Genomic DNA, 18291 nt, shown 5'->3' with positions numbered 1-18291 from the left:
TATTTTTGAGGAACATTTTTAAATCATTAAAATCCAAAGCTTATGAGAAAAATCTTTTTCGCAATTTTATTTGTAATCCTATCAAATGGATCTTTTGCACAATCAGAACAGTCCCTCATTGAAAATTGTATTCAGAACTATATTAATGGTACATCTTATAATAAACCTGAAAGTATTGGTAAGGCTTTTAATGCAGAAGCCAATCTTTTTTTAAGACACAAAGAAAAACCTTTGTGGATAGCTCCAATTTCAGAATATGTCAACTGGTTTCAAAATGGGAATAATGGCAAATATTGTATATCAAGCAATTTGTCAGCACAAACAAATTCAGCTGCAGAAAAGAAAATTGATTCCTTATTTTCTCAATACAATTCAAAAACTGCCGGTGTTGCAGTAGGTATTGTACAAGACGGAAAACTTATTTTCGAAAAAGGCTATGGGACCGCTAACCTTGAATATGATATTCCGATTACTTCAAAAACGATTTTTAATATAGGTTCTGTTTCTAAACAATTTACTACTTTTTCAATTTATTTATTAGAGAAACAAGGTAAAATCTCGTTGGATGATGATATAAGGAAATACATTCCCGAATTGCCGATTTATGAAAAAATAATAACAATTAAGCATTTATGCTCTCACACAAGTGGATTAAAAGATCAATGGGCATTGTTAACATTGGCAGGTTGGAGAATGGATGATGTCATTACTACCGAACAAGTAATGAAAATAATAACGAAACAAAAAGAACTGAATTTTTTACCCGGAAGTCAATTTAAGTATAGTAATACAGGATTTACATTGCTTACTGAAATTGTAAAAAGGGTTTCGGGAAAAAGTTTCAGTCGGTTTGCGAAAGAAAATATTTTCAATCCACTAGGTATGGAAAATACCTTAATATATGATGATAACGAAAAAATAGTTAAAAATAGAGCTTATTCTTATGGAAATGCAAACGGATTATACAGTAAAAGAAACCTTAACAGTTCTTCCGTAGGACCGACAAATGTTTATACAACTGTTGAAGATCTAGTTAAATGGACTGCTAACTTTGAAAATCCTAAAGTAGGGGATGTTGATTTTATTAATCTTTTCAATGAAAAATCACTGTTAGATAATGGCAAACCTGCTATTTTAGCAGTAAGAGATGGAGAAAATATTTACCATGCCAAAGGTCAGTTTATCCGAAACTACAAAGGTCTTAATGTCTATAATCATACAGGAAGCGATGCTGGTTTTAAATCTTATTTCGGTCGTTTTCAGGAGAATAAATTATCCATCATTCTTTTGAGTAATGATGAAAGTTTTGTTTCATATAAGGCAGGAATGGACATCGCAGAATTTTATTTATCGGACAAATTTAAAGAGAGATCGCCGATAATTGAGTCTCAAATTAGAGTTGAAGAAGGCCCGGTATATATTGCCGCAACGAATTTAAAGGTTTTTGAAGGTCAATTTCAGAACTCTGATTTGGCATCACTTTTCACATTGAAAGTCATCAATGGAAAGTTAACAATGTCACATAACAGATTGAGTGATGCTGTGCTAACAGAAGTCGAAAAAGATAAATTTACAGGAGTCATTACTTTTGCTGTGGAAGTCAATTTTCACAGAAACAAAAAAAATGAAATAACGGGATTGAGTATTACTAATTTTGGGGCAATCAATGTCTACTTTATTAAGTTGAAATAACTACCTAAGACGCAGATTGTAACTTTTAACAAACCAACTTTGAAATGACCTGCTCTAGGGTTACATCATTTTCTGAAAAACTGATGTCGTATTTTAAAATTTAGAATCAGTTATTGTGAGGTTGATGATAGAGTCAAAATCAACAGCATTCTGAAGTTCTTTTATTTCTGGAAAAGCAAAAAGGAGACTAGCTAAGCTGTAAGCCAAACACCACTATTGTACAGTAATCAAGTGATAATATGGTCGCTGAAGTAACCATGAAGTGGGATGGCTTTAGCCGGTGAAACATCGTAACATTGTTAATGACGGAGGTAGGTGGAAAGTATCTCAATCGATAAACGCGTACAAGTAAATCAGGTTTGAATGCATATGTTTATTTTAAAGCTACATCAAGAGATGTGGCTTTTTTGTTTACAAAGCTATTATAATCAAATATTATTTACGTTGTTTATCAGCTCTTTATATTTAGGATATTTTTTTCTGAGTAAAAAATACTCAGAAACATTGTGTAGATAAAAATTAATACTCATATTTGTTGAGTAAAATATACTCAATAGTAAAAAGAGAGTTATGATCGTATTAAACACCCACACAATAATCACAGAACAGTTTCCTAATAAAGAAACCAAAGTGAGAGATTTTGATTCGTATATCTTAAAAGATAACTTCCTTCAGTTCACATATCAAGAGGATGGTGACCTCATCAAACTTTTATTTGTTAAGAAAAGGCTTGAACAGGAACAGGTAAACTGTAGGTTAGTGATCAATTACATGCCTTACAGCCGTATGGACCGTAAGATTGACGGTGATCTTTTCACCCTTCAATATATCTGCGAGTTTATCAATGACCTTAACTTTGAAAAGGTTTATGTAGTCGAACCGCACTCTACCAAGACTACTGAAATGTTGCATCATTGTGAAGCCATTTATCCAGCATTAGATTGGTTGCCGTCCATCATAAATAAGCTTCAGTTTACAGATAGCGACCGTATCGTTTTTCCAGACAAAGGGGCAGCTTCACGGTATGAAAATGCAGGGTATGCTAATAGTTGCGTCTTTGACAAGACCCGTAATCCGCAGACCGGACGTATTGAAAATATGATTCTTAAACAGGGCGATATACCACAAGGGGCAAAGTGCATCATCGTGGATGATCTTTGTTCCGCAGGTGGAACTTTCCTTTGGGCAGGGCAGATTTTGAAACAAATGGGAGCCAGTGAAGTTTATCTTCTTGTCACACATTGTGAACCCCGTGCATTATCCGGTAAATTGCTCGATCAAGATTCGCCTATTGACAAAGTCTTTACCAGCACATCAATGATGCATGAGACGCATCCCAAAATAGAATACATCACCATTAATCTCGAAAACTATGTTTAATCCGATTAGCAAAAATCCCATCCTTTGGACAGACGGTTACAAGTTATGCCACAAAGATCAATATCCGGCCAAAACCAATTGGGTATATGAAACCTGGACACCCCGTATGTCACGGATAGACGGTATTAGCCATGTCGTATTTTTCGGATTGCAGGGAGCACTGGCAGAAATGACTCATGCCTTTGATCAGTATTTTTTCAAGCAACCGTTAGAAACAGTAGTGGCCGAATATGAAGAAGCTATCCAGCATGTTTTTGCAAATACCAATGCTAATTTTGCAGCTACTCACAGCTCAGCCCACATCAGTGCTTTACATCAACTAGGTTATCTGCCTATTAAAGTCAAAGCAATGAGGGAGGGAAGTTTAGTTCCTATAGGTGTACCTATGTTCACGATCGAAAATACCCATCCTGATTTTTTCTGGTTACCGGGGTACTTAGAAACTCAACTTTCAGCTTATATTTGGTCCCCCATGACAGCAGCTACCATAGCAGACCGGTATAAAAGACTATTGACCACTTATGCCGAGAAAACCGGAGATGTTCAAAAAGTACACAGCCAGGCAGGAGATTTCTCCATGCGTGGCATGGGCTCTCCGGAGACTGCATACCGGACAGCAGGAGGGCATCTCTTGAGTTTTACAGTATCAGCTACATTATCTGTAAGAAACTATCTTAAATCTTACTACGCCGCAAACAATGATGTTCTGATGTATACACCCTCAACAGAACATAGTGTTATGTGTTCATATGGGGAAAGGGAAGTTGAAGCATTTCGCCATCTCATCACTGAAGTTTATCCAAGTGGTAATATTTCAATAGTTTCTGATACCTACGACCTTTGGAACGTAGTAGACCAAGTTATACCGCAGTTAAAAGAACTGATCCTTGCCAGAGATGGAAAAGTTGTGATTCGTCCCGATAGCGGAGATCCGATCCATATTATCTGTGGCGATGAGGATTCCGATCGTGAAACCATTCGTAAAGGAATTGTTGAACGCCTGTTTGAAATCTTTGGTGGTACTGTCAATTCAAAAGGATACAAAGAATTAGACCCCCATATCGGTGTTGTTTATGGAGATTCTATTACGGTCGACCGTGCTGAAAAGATCTGCAACGGATTGATGAAAAAAGGTTTTGCTTCGACTAATACGGCTTTAGGAATAGGTTCGTACACTTATCAGTATGTAACTCGTGATACTTTCGGTTTCGCATTGAAAGGAACAGCAGAAGAAGTAGATGGACAATTTAAAGCCATTCAAAAACGACCTGCGACCGATACCGGAAACTTCAAAAAATCGCAAAAAGGTATGGTGGCAGTGATATTTGAAGACCATGATTATCGTTTGATCGATGATCTTAATCCAGAGACAGTAACAGCATTAAAGGATCGAGATCTTTTGAAAGATTTTTATATCGATGGTGAATTCCTTTTCACCAATACATTTGTCGAGATCAGAAATTTATTAAAACTAGAATCAAATCGCGTATATGGAAACTAAATTACAAAAGCCATTTGTTATCAATGATGACAATGTCGCACACTATGCAACTAAAATAGCAACATGGATCGCACAACAGGTTACTGCTGCCAACCGTAAAGGAGTAGTTCTAGGTATGAGCGGAGGGATAGATTGTAGTGTTGTCGCTTGCCTGTGCCATCTGGGCAAAATCGATACGCATTTGGTTATGATGCCCTATGGCAATGATATGACCAATACCCGCAGTTCACAGCATGCATTGGAACTGATTCAGAAGTTCAATTTCGCACATCATACTTTTGATATCCAACCAGCCGTAGATGCCTTGACTATCACCAATGTGACTTTCTTAGGACAGGCAGCAACTGTCAATCGAGCCTTAAGTCAAGCCAATATACGTCCGCGCATTCGCATGACTTACCTTTATCAGTTAGCGCAGCTTGGAAGCCGATTTGTGATCGGTACAGGTAATATGGCCGAGGGTACAGTGGGTTACTTTACCAAATGGGGCGATGGCGCAGCAGACCTTAATCCATTGGGTATGCTTACTAAGCAAGAAGTATATACATTAGCTAGATACCTCGGAGTACCCGATTCCATTATTGACAAGAAACCATCAGCAGGGCTTTGGGAAGGGCAGACCGATGAGGATGAACTGGGTATGACATATGGTCAAATAGATGCATTTATATTAGCAGGAACTTCAGGGGATGAAAATATCGATAAGCTAATTGATCAGCGTATAGCCTTATCAGCGCATAAGTTTGCCGCAGTTCCAATTTTTAATGATTAACTTTTAAGTATCATGAATACCACGTATCAGCAAATTATCGACGTCAACCATATCGCTTCTTACAAAAGTGTAGAACATATACCCGATATACTGGCCCTTGGACGATCTGAAAATATTAATCCTGCTTCGCAGGATCAGGAACGGAATCTATTATTAGCTATTGATGTGCAAAACGACTTTATGGAAAGTATCGGTAGTCTCGCTGTGCCGGGGTCTAAAGATGATGTGCAGCGACTCACAAAATGGATGTATCATAATATAGCTTCACTGACTCAGATTATATGTAGCTTAGATTGTCATTCCCTGATGCAGGTTTTTCACCCAGTTTGGTGGATAGATCGCGAAGGCAACCATCCGTCACCATTTACCATTATTACTTACGAGGATGTTGTTCAAGGCATCTGGACAGCGGCCAATGGTGAACATGATCGCTCTATGGATTATCTCCATAATTTGGAAATTGAAAACAAAAAAAACTTGTGTATATGGCCATATCATTGTTTAGAAGGGACGGTAGGAGCAAAGCTCGAAAGCCAGTTCACCAAAATGCTCTACTTTCATGCGGCGGCTCGCAGCACAGCCCCGCGGTTAATTTACAAAGGGCAAAATCCCTATTCTGAGATGTATGGCATCATAAAAGCCGAGTACGACCCCGAGCATTATATCAATTTTGAAGTGCTAAATGCTGTAAGCCAGTATGACTCCATTTACATTGCCGGTCAGGCCTCCAGTCACTGTGTATTAGCCTCTGTTAATCAGATTTTGGAATATTTTGCAGACAATAGGGAGATCACGTCGCGTATCACAATACTAGAAGACTGTATGTCGCCAATTACCGGATTTGAAGAAAGTACAAAACAACAGTTCGAAGCACTTCGGAAGCAATACGGTATTCATATTTGTAAATCAACTGATATTAATTTATAGTTATGACCAGCACAAAAAAAACTTTCACATATGAATACCCAAGACCAGCAGTCACAGTAGACTGTGTCATCTTCGGATTTGGTAACGGAGAACTCAAAGTGTTGCTTACGAAGCGTGGTATCGAACCTTTTTTAGGCCAATGGGCATTCCCTGGGGGATTTATTTTAGAACAAGAGACTGCTGATGAATGTGCCCGTCGGAAGCTGGCGGAAGAAGCAGGACTAGAAGATATCTATTTGGAGCAGCTGTATACTTTTTCAGATGTCGATCGAGATCCCCGTTTTAGGGTTATCAGCATTGCTTATTATGCCTTGGTCAAGTCCACCGATTATCTTATTGAGGCAGGTCTTGATATTGAAGAAGTAAAGTGGTTCAGTTTGGGCGAAGCCACGGCATTAGCTTTTGATCACGATCAGATTTTATCCGTTGCCATTGAGCGTCTGAAAGGAAAGATACGCTACCAGCCAGTAGGGTTTGAATTATTGCCCGAGCAATTCAAATTGCCAGAACTGCACAAGCTATATGAAACCATTCTGCAGAGAGCGATTGATCGGGGCAATTTCCGTAAAAAGATTTTGAGTATGGGATTGCTAGTTGATCATAGCGAAAAGCAGCCAGATCGCCATTCTCGTGCGGCCAAGATTTACAGCTTCGATAGAGACAAATACGAATCTCTGAAAGAATCAGGATTCTATTTTGAGCTTTAAAACATTCCAATTTTTTTATGACAAATGTTGATTATTTGAACTAATACAGATGAAGTAATAGGGAGCTAAAAGCTTAGGAACATCAAATAGATCCTACAAAATATAGAAGGCCATTCTATTCTGTCGAGAGTGGCTTTCTATATTTATATCGATGCAGTTTGGGCTTTATCAAACCCGACTTTGTTACATTAGTTAATAATAGCGGTAGGTGAAAAGTATCTCAATCGATAAACGCGTACAAGTAATTTATTGTTTTAATCATATGGTGAGTCAAGGCAATGTTGTGAGAAATGGTTATTTATATTTTTTTAACATCTGGAAAGTTAAATTTTTAATATGTTTGGGGTAATATTATAGACTATCTTCAGTAAAGAAAAATCATTTTTTTAATCAATTTCATCATGAATCCTGTGTTATCATACTATCGAGATGTCACCATGTTTAATGTAGGTTTTAGTATTATAATTGGTTTAGCCACAGGAATTTTCTTTTCATTAATCATCTTCTCTACTATAGGGGTTTGGGTTGGATTAAAAGCTTATAATTACATTTATTCTAATCAGTATTATATATATTATAATTTAGGTTATTCAAAACGACAACTCCTAGCCAAGATACTTGTGTTGAATACTTTTATCTCTCTTTTATTACTACTGCTTTATTATTTTTTTATTAAATGAAAAAATTAATTGTCGACAATATTTCTATTCAATTCCCTAAACAATCTGAGCTACTATTAAACGCACATTTTTATTGTGATATGCATGAAATCATAGGAATTTTTGGAAGAAATGGAACAGGAAAGTCTACTTTATTTAGAATGATCTTTGGCATTGAGAAAAAAGGAAGTTTAGACATTAAAATCAACCATACCTTTATTTCGAGAGAACATATTATTCCTAAAAAGCATATAGGTCTCTTACCACAGCAACATTTTTTGCCCAAGGGCCACTTAGTTAAAAATATCATTACTTTATTCTTTCCTTCAGATGATGTCCAGAATAAAATTTTTTCTTCAAAAAGAATATCGTCATTAGAGAATAAAAAAATTGGAACACTTTCTGAAGGAGAATTGAAATACCTCGAACTTTTATTGATCGGAAATTTAGATCACTCTTTCTTGATTTTAGATGAGCCCTTTTCCATGATAGAGCCTCTCTATCGGGATGTCATCCATGAATTCTTATTAGAGGTCAAAAAAACAAAAGGCATTATAATTTCAGATCATTATTATCATGATGTTCTAAATCTTACAGATCGGAATTATCTGATAAAGAATCAACAGCTTCTAGTTGTACAAGATATTCCTGATTTAGTAAGAAATCAGTATATAAGTCCATGAAAAATATATTGATTTCCATAGATCATATAAAAAAACAAAGCAAGCAATTCTGTCAAGAATAGCTTGCTTTAGCACCATTCTTCCGATTTCCCTTCATTTTTAATTAGAGGTTGCACCCAAACGTGAATAGAATTTATATGTTAGTTTTGACGTTCCTTTTATTATTTCCAATGGAATTTTGCCATCCATAAAACTATTTCATAATATACCGACTAAGTTAACAACTCCAGTTTAATTGTTCTTCTGATGGTTTTTATTTAAATGGCCTTTTTTTGTCTTTTTTAAGTTTAGTAAACTTCTTTCAGCTTTGATAAAGAATATATTGGAAACTTAGTTGTTGATTCGTTCTGCTAAACTTTTGATCCAACCTATAGCAAATTTAGTGGGTTCCATACTTGCTGAGATGGAAAGGTTATGTCCGAAGTTGGGGAATATTTTGTAGTCAAAATCTTTTCCCTCAGATTTAAGATTTTCTAACTTTTCAATTGATAATCTTATTGGCACTTGGATATCTTTGTCTCCAAATAGCCAGAGTCCGGGTATTTTTAATCTTTTAAGAGATTTCACAGGGTCAGTATTTACAAATTGAAATTTGTCTGGTGCATTGCTGATATGTTGTCGTACCTCCAATTCAGAATGTGTATCCCAAAAGTTGCGATTACCGTTCGTGAAAAATTGAAAACGAAGTTGTTCCAGTGTGGGTATTACAGGACCGCTTAACAATACGATAAAATCAGTTTTTTTACATTTATCTGCAGCTATGGGTATTATCCAGCCTGCTTGACTGCCTCCAAAAAGACCCACTGGGACGTTGTTATCTTGGATAAATTCTTTTAGCGTTTTTAGTGCTTCCTGTACATCTGTCGCGAGCAGATCGAGATTATTGGGGTCAATGTTATTGGTGCCGACTTCGGGGCCAGCATATTCGCCTCCTGATTCGCCAACTCCTCGTTTGTCATATGTAAGGACAGAAATGCCATTATTGGCTAAAAATAAGGCTAATTTGATAGACCTCAATTCTTGGCCAGATCCATGAACGATAACTACACCAGCTTTGGGGTCTTTAGCCGCATAAATTGCGCCTGACAATTTTATCTTTTTGCTCCTAAAATTTATCGGATTTATAGTTGTGGATTGAGCATATAATGTCAGTGATACTAGTAGAAATGAAAAGATCAGACATGCTTTGCTAAAAGCAACAGAATTGGCCGTGTTGATGATTGTCATATTTAGATTTTAAATTTATGCAATGATCACTTAATAAACGTTATCTATCAACGTATTTTCGGTTAGTAGTTTGAGATTATTCGGTGAAAGGTGGAATTTCTTAGGTTAACGTAAAATTTTGAAATAATTATGTAAGACTTCGTATGACAAACCTTACATAATTGCTTTCAAGTGCTCTTGGTAATCATGAAAACAAACTGTAAGAGCGTAGTTGAGTCCTTAGAGCAAATTGTACGACGCTAACGAAGGACTGTTGCATTTTTTCTATATTCTTTTAATTCAAAGTCACTATGACTTCCTTTATCATATAATACGTAAAATCCTGTCGTCATTAACAATTTATTACGGGGAACTCCAATGACTGTGTTTTCTTTTTTCACATAGTCTACTTGGTTTCCAAATTTGCCATTTAAAAGGCCTGGTGGTACATTTTTAATCATAAGAAACCTTTCTATGGAAGGTAAAAATGTATTAAAATCAATGTTATAATAATCATCAATTTTAATCATTGGATATTCTTCTTTTTTAGGCGATGGCAGTATGGTATCATACCATTTTAAAGGTATTTTATTTATGATTACAGGGTCATTATTTAAAAAAATTCTATATTCCTTATTATGATATTCGCCATCAAGCGGGGGGGAATTAATATAAAATATAGCCTCTACAGAATTCCAGGATACTACAATGTCCTTAGAATAGGTAATGACCGTATATGCATCGTTATTATATGATAATTTTCCTTTATACTTATTAGCCTCTTTTTCAGTTTTAAATATTCCAATACCTTTAAAAGATGAAATAAATACAAAAATAAAAACAGCTATCACTATAAATACAATTCCCCATATAAAAGTATTATTTACATTATTTATATAGAATTTATAAAGTAATCCACAACTGATTAAAATAATAATGAATGAATAACTAGCACTTAAATAGTTTGGTTTCATATAATCTAATTTTTACCAATTCGTCTTCATTATTTATGCGAGGTCGATATCTTTTTCTAATGTAATAAAAAACAATCAAAGCCCATAGATTCATCTCTCCCTTTCCTTCATTGACCAAGTTTTTCAAATTGACATAAGTTAAGGATAATTTAAAATTGTTAGTTAGATCTCCTATGTGATCGGAGAAGTCACAATTGCAGATGCCGTGCTGCATATGATAGTGCATACTTCACATCCTATTGAATTTAAAGGTAATGTCTAATAAAAAAAAGGTAATATTGTCAAGTTACTGATAAAAATCATTAGATAACCAAAATCAGGGAAGTGAAGTATCATAGGAATGGGGGCAGTATTATCGGAATATATCTATTTTTCCTCCTTCATAAATACCAAATTCTTTAGCTTAAAAGGTTAGACTGACACATATAAAAATATAGAATTGTGAAAAAATATTGTTTATTTATCATCGCATTACTTGCGGTAACATATTCCAACGGGCAAGGTAGAAAGCCAGAACTTTTAGATAACTTAAAATCCAGTTTGGAACACAATAACTATGGAATTCAATCGACTTTTTATTATCCTACTGAAATTTCAATAAATGATTATCCTGTATTTCGAGGGTTTGAATTCTTTGGAAATACCATTCCGAATTTTATTGACATAGCGATTGACAAAAATGGAGAGCAAGAATTAAAAGTATTGATTGATTTAGCTAATTACAAAAAACAAGAGAAACCCATTTTAGAAATTTTATTGGTGAAGTCAGATAAAGGGGTATCGATCATTTCAAATAAATCCGATTTTCCTGAAGAAAATATTTTAGTAAATTATCAATTATCTGATGATGATATAACACAAGAAAACATTAAGAATGGTTACTTTTTGAAAACCATAAAGTTTAAAGCTAAAGTTCCTATAGAACTATCTACATTAAATAAATCAGTTCAGTTGACAAATTCGAAGGAATTACTTGATAAACTCTATAATGCTGTTGCTAAATTAACAAAAGACTTAAATGATAGAGATAGCAATAATGTTTTGGAAACTATCCAAAGTGCTGAATTTGAAGTAGCACAATTACGAGGAATGAAAAAAGAATGGATGTTAACCGAAAGAAAAGCGTTATTATCAAATACTTTTACATTGTTACCAAAAGATAGTTGTGAAGTCAAAATTTATGGAAACGGAACAATGGCAACGCTAGTTCAAAAGAATCTAGACATAATCAAGCAATCTGCCATAACCTCTAACTTTACTAAAGAAAATTATCCCAAAGGTAGAGTTGTTCAATTTTATAATTTTTATTACAATCTACCAAAGGGAAAACAAGAATTAGAATTAATACGCTTTGACGGTTATGCAATAACTAAATACGGAAATAAATAAATAAAACACTGCTTACAGAGGTAATAACTCTCTATTTGCCACAGTCTGGGTCAAAAACACTACTATCTAAAATTTCGAAAATAAACTATAAAAAACCCTCGGAAATCTGTTCGAGGGTTTCAAATTTTAAAAATTAAAATTTATCAACACCATAATGATATGCTATGATGTTAAAATACTGCCGTTTACTTCCTGTTGATGCCAACAGGGAGAAGTAAAATCGTAGGTCTTGTTATTCTAAAGTTATTTATTTACTCCAAACCCAAAGAAAGTGTTGTTATTACTTTTTGACCATTAGTGGTGTTTGCTTGTAATGTAAGTGTATAAATTCCCGCTTTCAATGAAGTATTATTTTTTACACTTACCATTCCCGTTCCTTTATCTATGGTAAATACCATTTCAGTGTCACTGAAAATACGGCCATCTTTCTCTATAGAAGAAATTTCAAAGCTGGATATCAATTTCTCTGGGAAAAAAGTGGGTTGAACTGCACTACCACCTTCCACCGAACTGCGTCTAAAGCTGGTACTCAGTTTTTTTATGGATTGGGTAGATGGATCGAGATATAATTCCCCAAAAAAGAATTCAATTTTTGGAATGTATCTGATCGAAAAACTTGCTGACCCGATAGCGAAACCATCTTTCTCTAATTTAGGATTTAATTCCATGTATTTGTCATGTTCTTGTTTTGCGTTACCTTTCCAATATATCTTTAATGCAGTGTCCTGCAATGAAAGTCCGACCTCTTTTGCTTGTGCTTCAGTTAACTTTATTATTAAGTTTTTTGAAGGAACTGGCTTTGTTAAAGTAAAATAACTGTCTGTGTCTGTATACAAAATATTAAATATTTTCAGTTGGCCTTTTTTTAAGTCGTCAAAATATTTAAATTGAAGATCTTCCAGCTCTAAAACACGTATTGACAACAATTTCTGAGCGACTTCTTTACCATCAGTTGATTTGGCGGACACTGTTACGCTGTATTGTGCAGGAATTTTTTTGCCATTTAAGCTGGAGGTGGTTCCATTAGGATATAATTCTTCGCTTTTAATAAACAATTTTCCAGATTTATCTATAAAAATTGCTTTTTCAAGTTGATTATGCAATGTTATTTGGGGTGTAATCTGTACATTCTCGGTGGGTTCAAAACCGACAGAAAAATTGACACCATTTCCCTGATTAACAATAAATGTGTTTAAGTCAATGGTATCATGTTTTCCATAAACCAGATTGATGTCTGCCGGTAGGTCAAAGGAAATCTCAGGTAATACCGTAGCGCCATCTTTTTTACAGCTCAGTAAAGCCAGCACAAATAGTCCATAGACTAAAAAATGCGGACATCTCATGTTAAATGTTTCTATCATATCTATTTATCTAATAATAGGCGAAAGTAATAAATAAATTTGAAAAAGCAACAATGTTGCATTTGTAGTCTTTTATTTTGTTGCATAATAAAAAATTCTGAGCAGTGTAGGAGCTCATATTTTATAGAGGCATGTCGTAGCAACTATGTGTTGTAGACGGAAATGTAAATAGTTACAAAAATAAAAAGTGAGAAATATAGGGTATACATGGGGCTGACGTAATCACAAGAATAGGTTTTCTTTTTCAAACTTGATAGATGCATCAAATTGATGATTCGATTTTTGCTTAAATAGATGAAGTAGGATAATTCAAGTCCTAGAACTTCTGTGTTATACAAATGTTCAATTTCGCTCTTTCAACCTTCTGTTGACGGTTGTTCTTCTTTGTCGATAGCAAGCTTTCTCTTTTTAGCACATCGGTTCAGATACCAAAAATTAAGAAGTGGTAAAGCAATTATCTGAAAAATAAAAACTAACAATGATGATAAACCTTGTAATTGATTTTCATTCGTCCTTATAAAAATGGCTTGTCCTGCCGCATTATTTGAAAATACAACCATATAAAATAAATTCCATCCAAAATGCAAACCGATCGGTAAGTAAAGAGAATTTGTTTTTGCAAATGAAAGAGCCCACGAAAATCCAACAATAGCCGTCATTATAAAAGTAATAACCATCATAAATGGATTTCCAAATACGTTAAAAGTGAACCAATGATAGATACCAAAGCAAATTGACGAAAGAATACATGCAGGTATAATACCTATTTTTTTAATCGTGATGTAAAGTAAAGCACCTCTAAATATCAATTCTTCAGACAATACAGAAACCAAGATCCACTTTGTTCTTTCCAAAATTGCTGTCGCAGTCATCTTTTCGTTTAATACCCAGCTATTATTTACAAATGCTGTTGTCATTATTTGATGTACAATACAACAAGAAACTCCAATTAAAAGTCCAGCGCCTAAATTAACCACTCTAGTTTTTGTGGGTTTAAACCCCAATATAGAAAGATTCCTATCGGTAACAAACCAAAGAAGGAGCCACGATATGATTAATACTACTATAATTCCAGCCACTGTATCAATATTAGGTTTTTAAATAGGTCATGTGTTGCTTTACAATAGCTGTTAGCAACAGTTTACGTATAACTAATATACAAAATCTCCAGTAGAATCATTTTATAGGAAAAGTTCATTTATGTAAGTTAATATGTAGTGCCCAAATACAGAGTAATTTCACAAAAATAATTTCACCTATCTATTCACCTTAATTCCACGAGTTTTTTTGATTTTCCTACTCGGCATAGGGCAGGGGTGATTTATAGTCTATTTTTGAATCAATAATAAATGAAAAAGAGACTGGTTGATTATATTCTAAAACAATGTAGGTATATTAATGAGCAAAAGAAATTGCGAGGATTGTTACAAGTGTCCCACATACCATTAAAATTAGAAACATAATCAAAGCTATTTTTTTTCCGGCTTTTTTAGCTGTAGAATCATCAGGACTTATTTCGAAAACTGTTTTATAAATATCTCTTATGGTTTCTCTTAAATAATTTTCTTGTTTTTTCTTGTTCATTTCTATAGTTATTTTCAAAAATAGTCTTTTTAACCACTTAATGTTCTAATATTAAATTTACATATTGCTACTAGATATGATTAATGTTTTCGCTTCCGTAAACAAGCGAAATTTAGAGATGAATCTTATCTTTTTGATTTTATAATTTACTTTTTCTTATAAAACTTTAAAGTGTTAATAGCTTTAGAAGTTCTCTTTCATTTTTTGGCTTTAAATTGTTGCAGTTCAGGTTAAAGCGATCATTATCAGATTCTGTAACCCATAGGCTATTAAAATAAACGCCAGTTCGACCTTTACCCGATATTCTAGGATAAACGATTTTAGCCCTTTTGTTATCAATGATGGTCCAATTTACATTTTGTTTTCTAAACTTATCATTATCAATAGTATTATCGTTTTTAATAACTGTATAATCAGCAGAATCATTCAAGTTTTCCTCTATCATCTCTTTGGTGATCACTTCTATTTCAGTTTCGGTAAGTGTATTCGAGTACCATCCCAAATCAAAATATAGCGTATCAGTTTCATCAACAGCTATTCCTCCTATATAACTATCCATGCCACCTTCTTTAAATTGGTACCATGAAACTGGCGTTTCAATTGTAAATGTGCCAAAATCCATGGTTTTCGTATAGCTCGTGGTAGATTGATGACAACTCCATAGTAACATTGAAAAAATAAAGTAAGTAAATTTCTCAATAGCGGTTTCTTTAATTGTCGTAATAAAAGCGTGAATTTATCATTTTCACTGGATAGTCACAACTTCACCTATCGATCTCTTTTATTCCTTGAGTTTTTAGTTGGTTTAGTCTAATGCCATAGGGTAGGGACGATTAGCTCCTACTTTTGAATCAAAAATTAGAAATAGGATTAACAAAATTGGATTTTATTGCAGGAATCAAATAATAAATAGGACTTTTTTACTTTTTATTTTTAAATATTTAATTTTCACACTATATTGTAGTTTAATTAGAGTGAAAAATTATAAACCAAATAACTGTCATTGAATTTATAATAATTAATAATTTGGATATATCTTACTTTGTAGGCTATTTAGATCAAATCTTAATTAATGAAATTAATCTTCAAATATCATTGAAACGGACGGATGTTTTATAAATTGAAGTTTCATGTTTAAAGAGTTTTCCATGGATTTGGAATAGGAACTCTCATGAGTTGGTGGAATGTATAATACAGTTATAATATCACTACTTTCCGTCTTTGAGAAGTTTATAAATGTGAAAGTTAAATTTTTCATGTCCTGTTGTGAATATTGATATGTTAGAGGATTTTTTTAGCAATGGATAGAAGGGAAAAGTGTATTGGGAGATAAAAAATGCATCCAAGTAATAAATAATACCTATTTATTACTTGGTAATTAGATCATAAATTTAAGTATTTCACAACATAACAGCAAAGATAAGATGCGCTTTACCGTGATAAAAATACAATTTCAATTATAAACAATTAAATAATAAATTATGTCTTATTTACATTTGCCCAGACTCACATTCTCGGGAGACTTCCTGTCTGATGTTTCCACTGTGAACAATGACACGCAGCATTACAATAATGCTACTTTTGAACCTTCTTTCCAGTTACCCGGCCAGAACTCCTCGAACGGTTGGTGGAATCCTGATGGAGGAGCAACATTTGGCTTTCAAAATTGTCAGGTAATGCAGGTAACCGCTGAGGACGGTACGATAATTACAGACTCATCTTTAGATGGTGTAATAGGCCAAATTGTGACAGGGGGAGAAGGAAGAAACTCCGGTAAGATGGTGGATCTGGATCCTGACCAGCAAATGGTTTCGGCTCTTTGGGGTGTAACGTTCAGAATACTGAATGCTCAGAATGAGTTATTACTCGAGGGAAAAATTAAGCCTACCAGTTTTAGGGATTTGCAATTGAGACAAACCAATGGCGGTCAACCAAACGGTCAGCCTTTAGGTGGTACCTGGACTTCTGTATTGGACGACGTCGCGTGGGGGGAAAAAGCCATAGAGTCTCCTTTTTTACAGGCTTTGCGCGCTAAAACACATCAAAATAAAATCAGTATCAATCTGAATGCTTTCGGGTATTATTATGTACACGCCGATGGTCGGTTTTCTCTCGGTAGAATATTAGGAAGTATAGGTCCTTGGTTTGAGGGTGAACCGGAGCTGTTTGCACCTGCACGAAGACTCTATGGGATTTATAAAAATGGGAATGTTTTTGCCGGTTCAAACTTTTTAATGAATGAAGAACAGGCAAGGCTTTCTATTGATCTGGGAAGTTCATTTCCAGTATCTGATTCGATTGGTACCATAAATTTTGAAGCCAATTTATATGTGGCTGTAAGTAAAAATGCACTTGCAATGGATCCATCTGAAAGTGACGTAATGATTCCTGAAAGTGAACTGTTGATCATTGGAAAAGTTCCGTACATGAAAGGAGTAGATTGGATAAACGGTTGCAGTGGAATTGTGGATATTAATAATATTTCTATAGATATAGTGGCCGCTCTTGAAAATAATCAATTGATACTGGTTGCCGTTAATAATGATAATCAATTCTTGCTTGTGGCTCGAGAAGCTATAGGTGGTTATGTATGCAGGGCAGATAACTTTGTTCAGCGCATAGATACTCGTCAAGCCGTAACTGTAGACATATATGCGTATCGATTTGGAAAGCCTATGCCCAATCAGGGTATATCTTTAGCTCTGGAACCTGCAACTCCGGATACGCCAAAGGAAAATAATAATCCCCCTATAAGCGCAACTTATGGCAATAACAAACCGGAAGACGGTCTGCAGTTTTCATCTTACTGTACAACGAATAATATTGGTTTAGCCCATTTGGATATACTCGGCAATAGCATACATAGCCCCCGAGTATACATAGACGGACAAATATATTGGATAGACTACTCTATAGAAAACATTCCGGCTGATTCTGCTATGCCGTCAGTGGGGAAACGTCCATTGCCGATGAATGTGATAGTGAATCAAAACATGTCAATCAGTGTGCATTTAAGAGATGATTTCGAAATCCCGGAAATCCCGGTCTGGTCTGACATTGCTCCTGTCATGATACAGTTTGCTAATCTGTATCCTATTATGAGCAAATTCTTTATCAATTTTGCAGATCCGAATGCTGTTGTAGCTAAAAAAGAGATTTTAAAATTTGCATTTACAAGAGATATCCATGATCCTATTTATATGCCGGTAACCAGGGATTTGTCTGAAAATAAACGGCTTACAATTTTAAAATGGCTGGATAATCCTATTATTGACAATATTGATTTATCGAAAGCTAAAGATCTGGGCAATAGTGTTGCAGAAAACGTAGCTCTTGAATCCAAATCTTCTGTAACGACTGAGCAGCAGCAACAACTTAAAACAGCTAATAAAGCTAAAAACGGAAGCTCAATACGTTTTCCTGAATTAACTAATTTATTTGAATTTTAAACCATTA

At 34.6% G+C, this 18291-nt stretch carries 15 protein-coding genes; 9 read left to right on the top strand and 6 right to left on the bottom strand.

Annotated features, from left to right (window positions below; all coding sequences use genetic code 11):
• The first annotated feature begins 42 nt into the window (after positions 1 to 42).
• From FHR29_RS09995 to FHR29_RS09965, 7 genes are all read left to right on the top strand, one after another.
• Complete coding sequence (locus tag FHR29_RS09995; RefSeq protein ID WP_183914342.1) at positions 43 to 1692, top strand: serine hydrolase; 1650 nt, start codon at positions 43 to 45, stop codon at positions 1690 to 1692.
• A 570-nt stretch (positions 1693 to 2262) separates the two neighbouring features.
• The gene (locus FHR29_RS09990; RefSeq protein WP_183914340.1) at positions 2263 to 3072 is read left to right on the top strand and encodes a ribose-phosphate pyrophosphokinase; all 810 of its coding nucleotides are present in this window, start codon (positions 2263 to 2265) and stop codon (positions 3070 to 3072) included.
• Positions 3065 to 4573, top strand: a complete 1509-nt coding sequence (locus FHR29_RS09985; protein WP_132841715.1) for a nicotinate phosphoribosyltransferase — start codon at positions 3065 to 3067, stop codon at positions 4571 to 4573. Before FHR29_RS09990 ends, FHR29_RS09985 begins: the two co-directional genes overlap by 8 nt.
• Entirely contained in the window at positions 4563 to 5345 is a 783-nt protein-coding gene (gene nadE / locus FHR29_RS09980) for an NAD(+) synthase (RefSeq protein WP_183914338.1), read from the top strand. Before FHR29_RS09985 ends, nadE begins: the two co-directional genes overlap by 11 nt.
• A gap of 12 nt (positions 5346 to 5357) precedes the next feature.
• Complete coding sequence (locus tag FHR29_RS09975) at positions 5358 to 6272, top strand: hypothetical protein (RefSeq protein WP_183914336.1); 915 nt, start codon at positions 5358 to 5360, stop codon at positions 6270 to 6272.
• A gap of 2 nt (positions 6273 to 6274) precedes the next feature.
• Positions 6275 to 6979 carry an NrtR DNA-binding winged helix domain-containing protein gene (locus FHR29_RS09970; RefSeq protein ID WP_183914334.1) on the top strand — a complete coding sequence of 235 codons (705 nt, stop codon included), beginning with the start codon at positions 6275 to 6277 and terminating at the stop codon, positions 6977 to 6979.
• Positions 6980 to 7655: 676 nt separating this feature from the next.
• Positions 7656 to 8321: an ATP-binding cassette domain-containing protein gene (locus FHR29_RS09965; RefSeq protein ID WP_183914332.1), complete on the top strand. Its 666-nt coding sequence runs from the start codon at positions 7656 to 7658 to the stop codon at positions 8319 to 8321.
• Between the two features lie 330 nt (positions 8322 to 8651).
• Here FHR29_RS09965 and FHR29_RS09960 read toward each other — a convergent pair whose 3' ends face one another.
• Together FHR29_RS09960 and FHR29_RS09955 are read right to left on the bottom strand one after the other, a co-directional pair.
• Positions 8652 to 9548, bottom strand: a complete 897-nt coding sequence (locus FHR29_RS09960) for a S9 family peptidase (protein ID WP_183914322.1) — start codon at positions 9546 to 9548, stop codon at positions 8652 to 8654.
• A gap of 239 nt (positions 9549 to 9787) precedes the next feature.
• Entirely contained in the window at positions 9788 to 10501 is a 714-nt protein-coding gene (locus tag FHR29_RS09955) for a hypothetical protein (protein ID WP_183914320.1), read from the bottom strand.
• A gap of 441 nt (positions 10502 to 10942) precedes the next feature.
• Between FHR29_RS09955 and FHR29_RS09950 the strand changes: the two genes are divergently transcribed.
• Positions 10943 to 11890, top strand: coding sequence for a hypothetical protein (locus FHR29_RS09950; protein WP_183914318.1), 948 nt, complete (start codon positions 10943 to 10945; stop codon positions 11888 to 11890).
• A 251-nt stretch (positions 11891 to 12141) separates the two neighbouring features.
• Here the strand turns inward: FHR29_RS09950 and FHR29_RS09945 are convergent, their stop codons facing one another.
• The 4 genes from FHR29_RS09945 to FHR29_RS09930 form a co-directional block, all read right to left on the bottom strand.
• A complete protein-coding gene (locus FHR29_RS09945) occupies positions 12142 to 13251 on the bottom strand; it encodes a hypothetical protein (RefSeq protein ID WP_183914316.1) in 1110 nt (369 codons plus the stop codon).
• A gap of 356 nt (positions 13252 to 13607) precedes the next feature.
• On the bottom strand, positions 13608 to 14168 hold the full coding sequence (locus FHR29_RS09940) for a CPBP family intramembrane glutamic endopeptidase (protein WP_260292018.1): 561 nt from the start codon (positions 14166 to 14168) through the stop codon (positions 13608 to 13610).
• A gap of 478 nt (positions 14169 to 14646) precedes the next feature.
• Positions 14647 to 14835, bottom strand: coding sequence for a hypothetical protein (locus FHR29_RS09935; RefSeq protein WP_183914312.1), 189 nt, complete (start codon positions 14833 to 14835; stop codon positions 14647 to 14649).
• Positions 14836 to 15001: 166 nt separating this feature from the next.
• Entirely contained in the window at positions 15002 to 15457 is a 456-nt protein-coding gene (locus FHR29_RS09930; protein WP_183914310.1) for a hypothetical protein, read from the bottom strand.
• Between the two features lie 859 nt (positions 15458 to 16316).
• Between FHR29_RS09930 and FHR29_RS09925 the strand changes: the two genes are divergently transcribed.
• Positions 16317 to 18284, top strand: a complete 1968-nt coding sequence (locus tag FHR29_RS09925) for a hypothetical protein (RefSeq protein ID WP_183914308.1) — start codon at positions 16317 to 16319, stop codon at positions 18282 to 18284.
• The last annotated feature ends 7 nt before the right edge of the window (positions 18285 to 18291 follow it).

Origin of the sequence: Sphingobacterium sp. JUb56, assembly GCF_014191365.1 — a bacterium.
Lineage (GTDB): Bacteria > Bacteroidota > Bacteroidia > Sphingobacteriales > Sphingobacteriaceae > Sphingobacterium > Sphingobacterium anhuiense.
The sequence above is the reverse complement of the archived record's forward strand: the minus strand, read 5'-3'. Positions and strand labels throughout refer to the sequence as shown.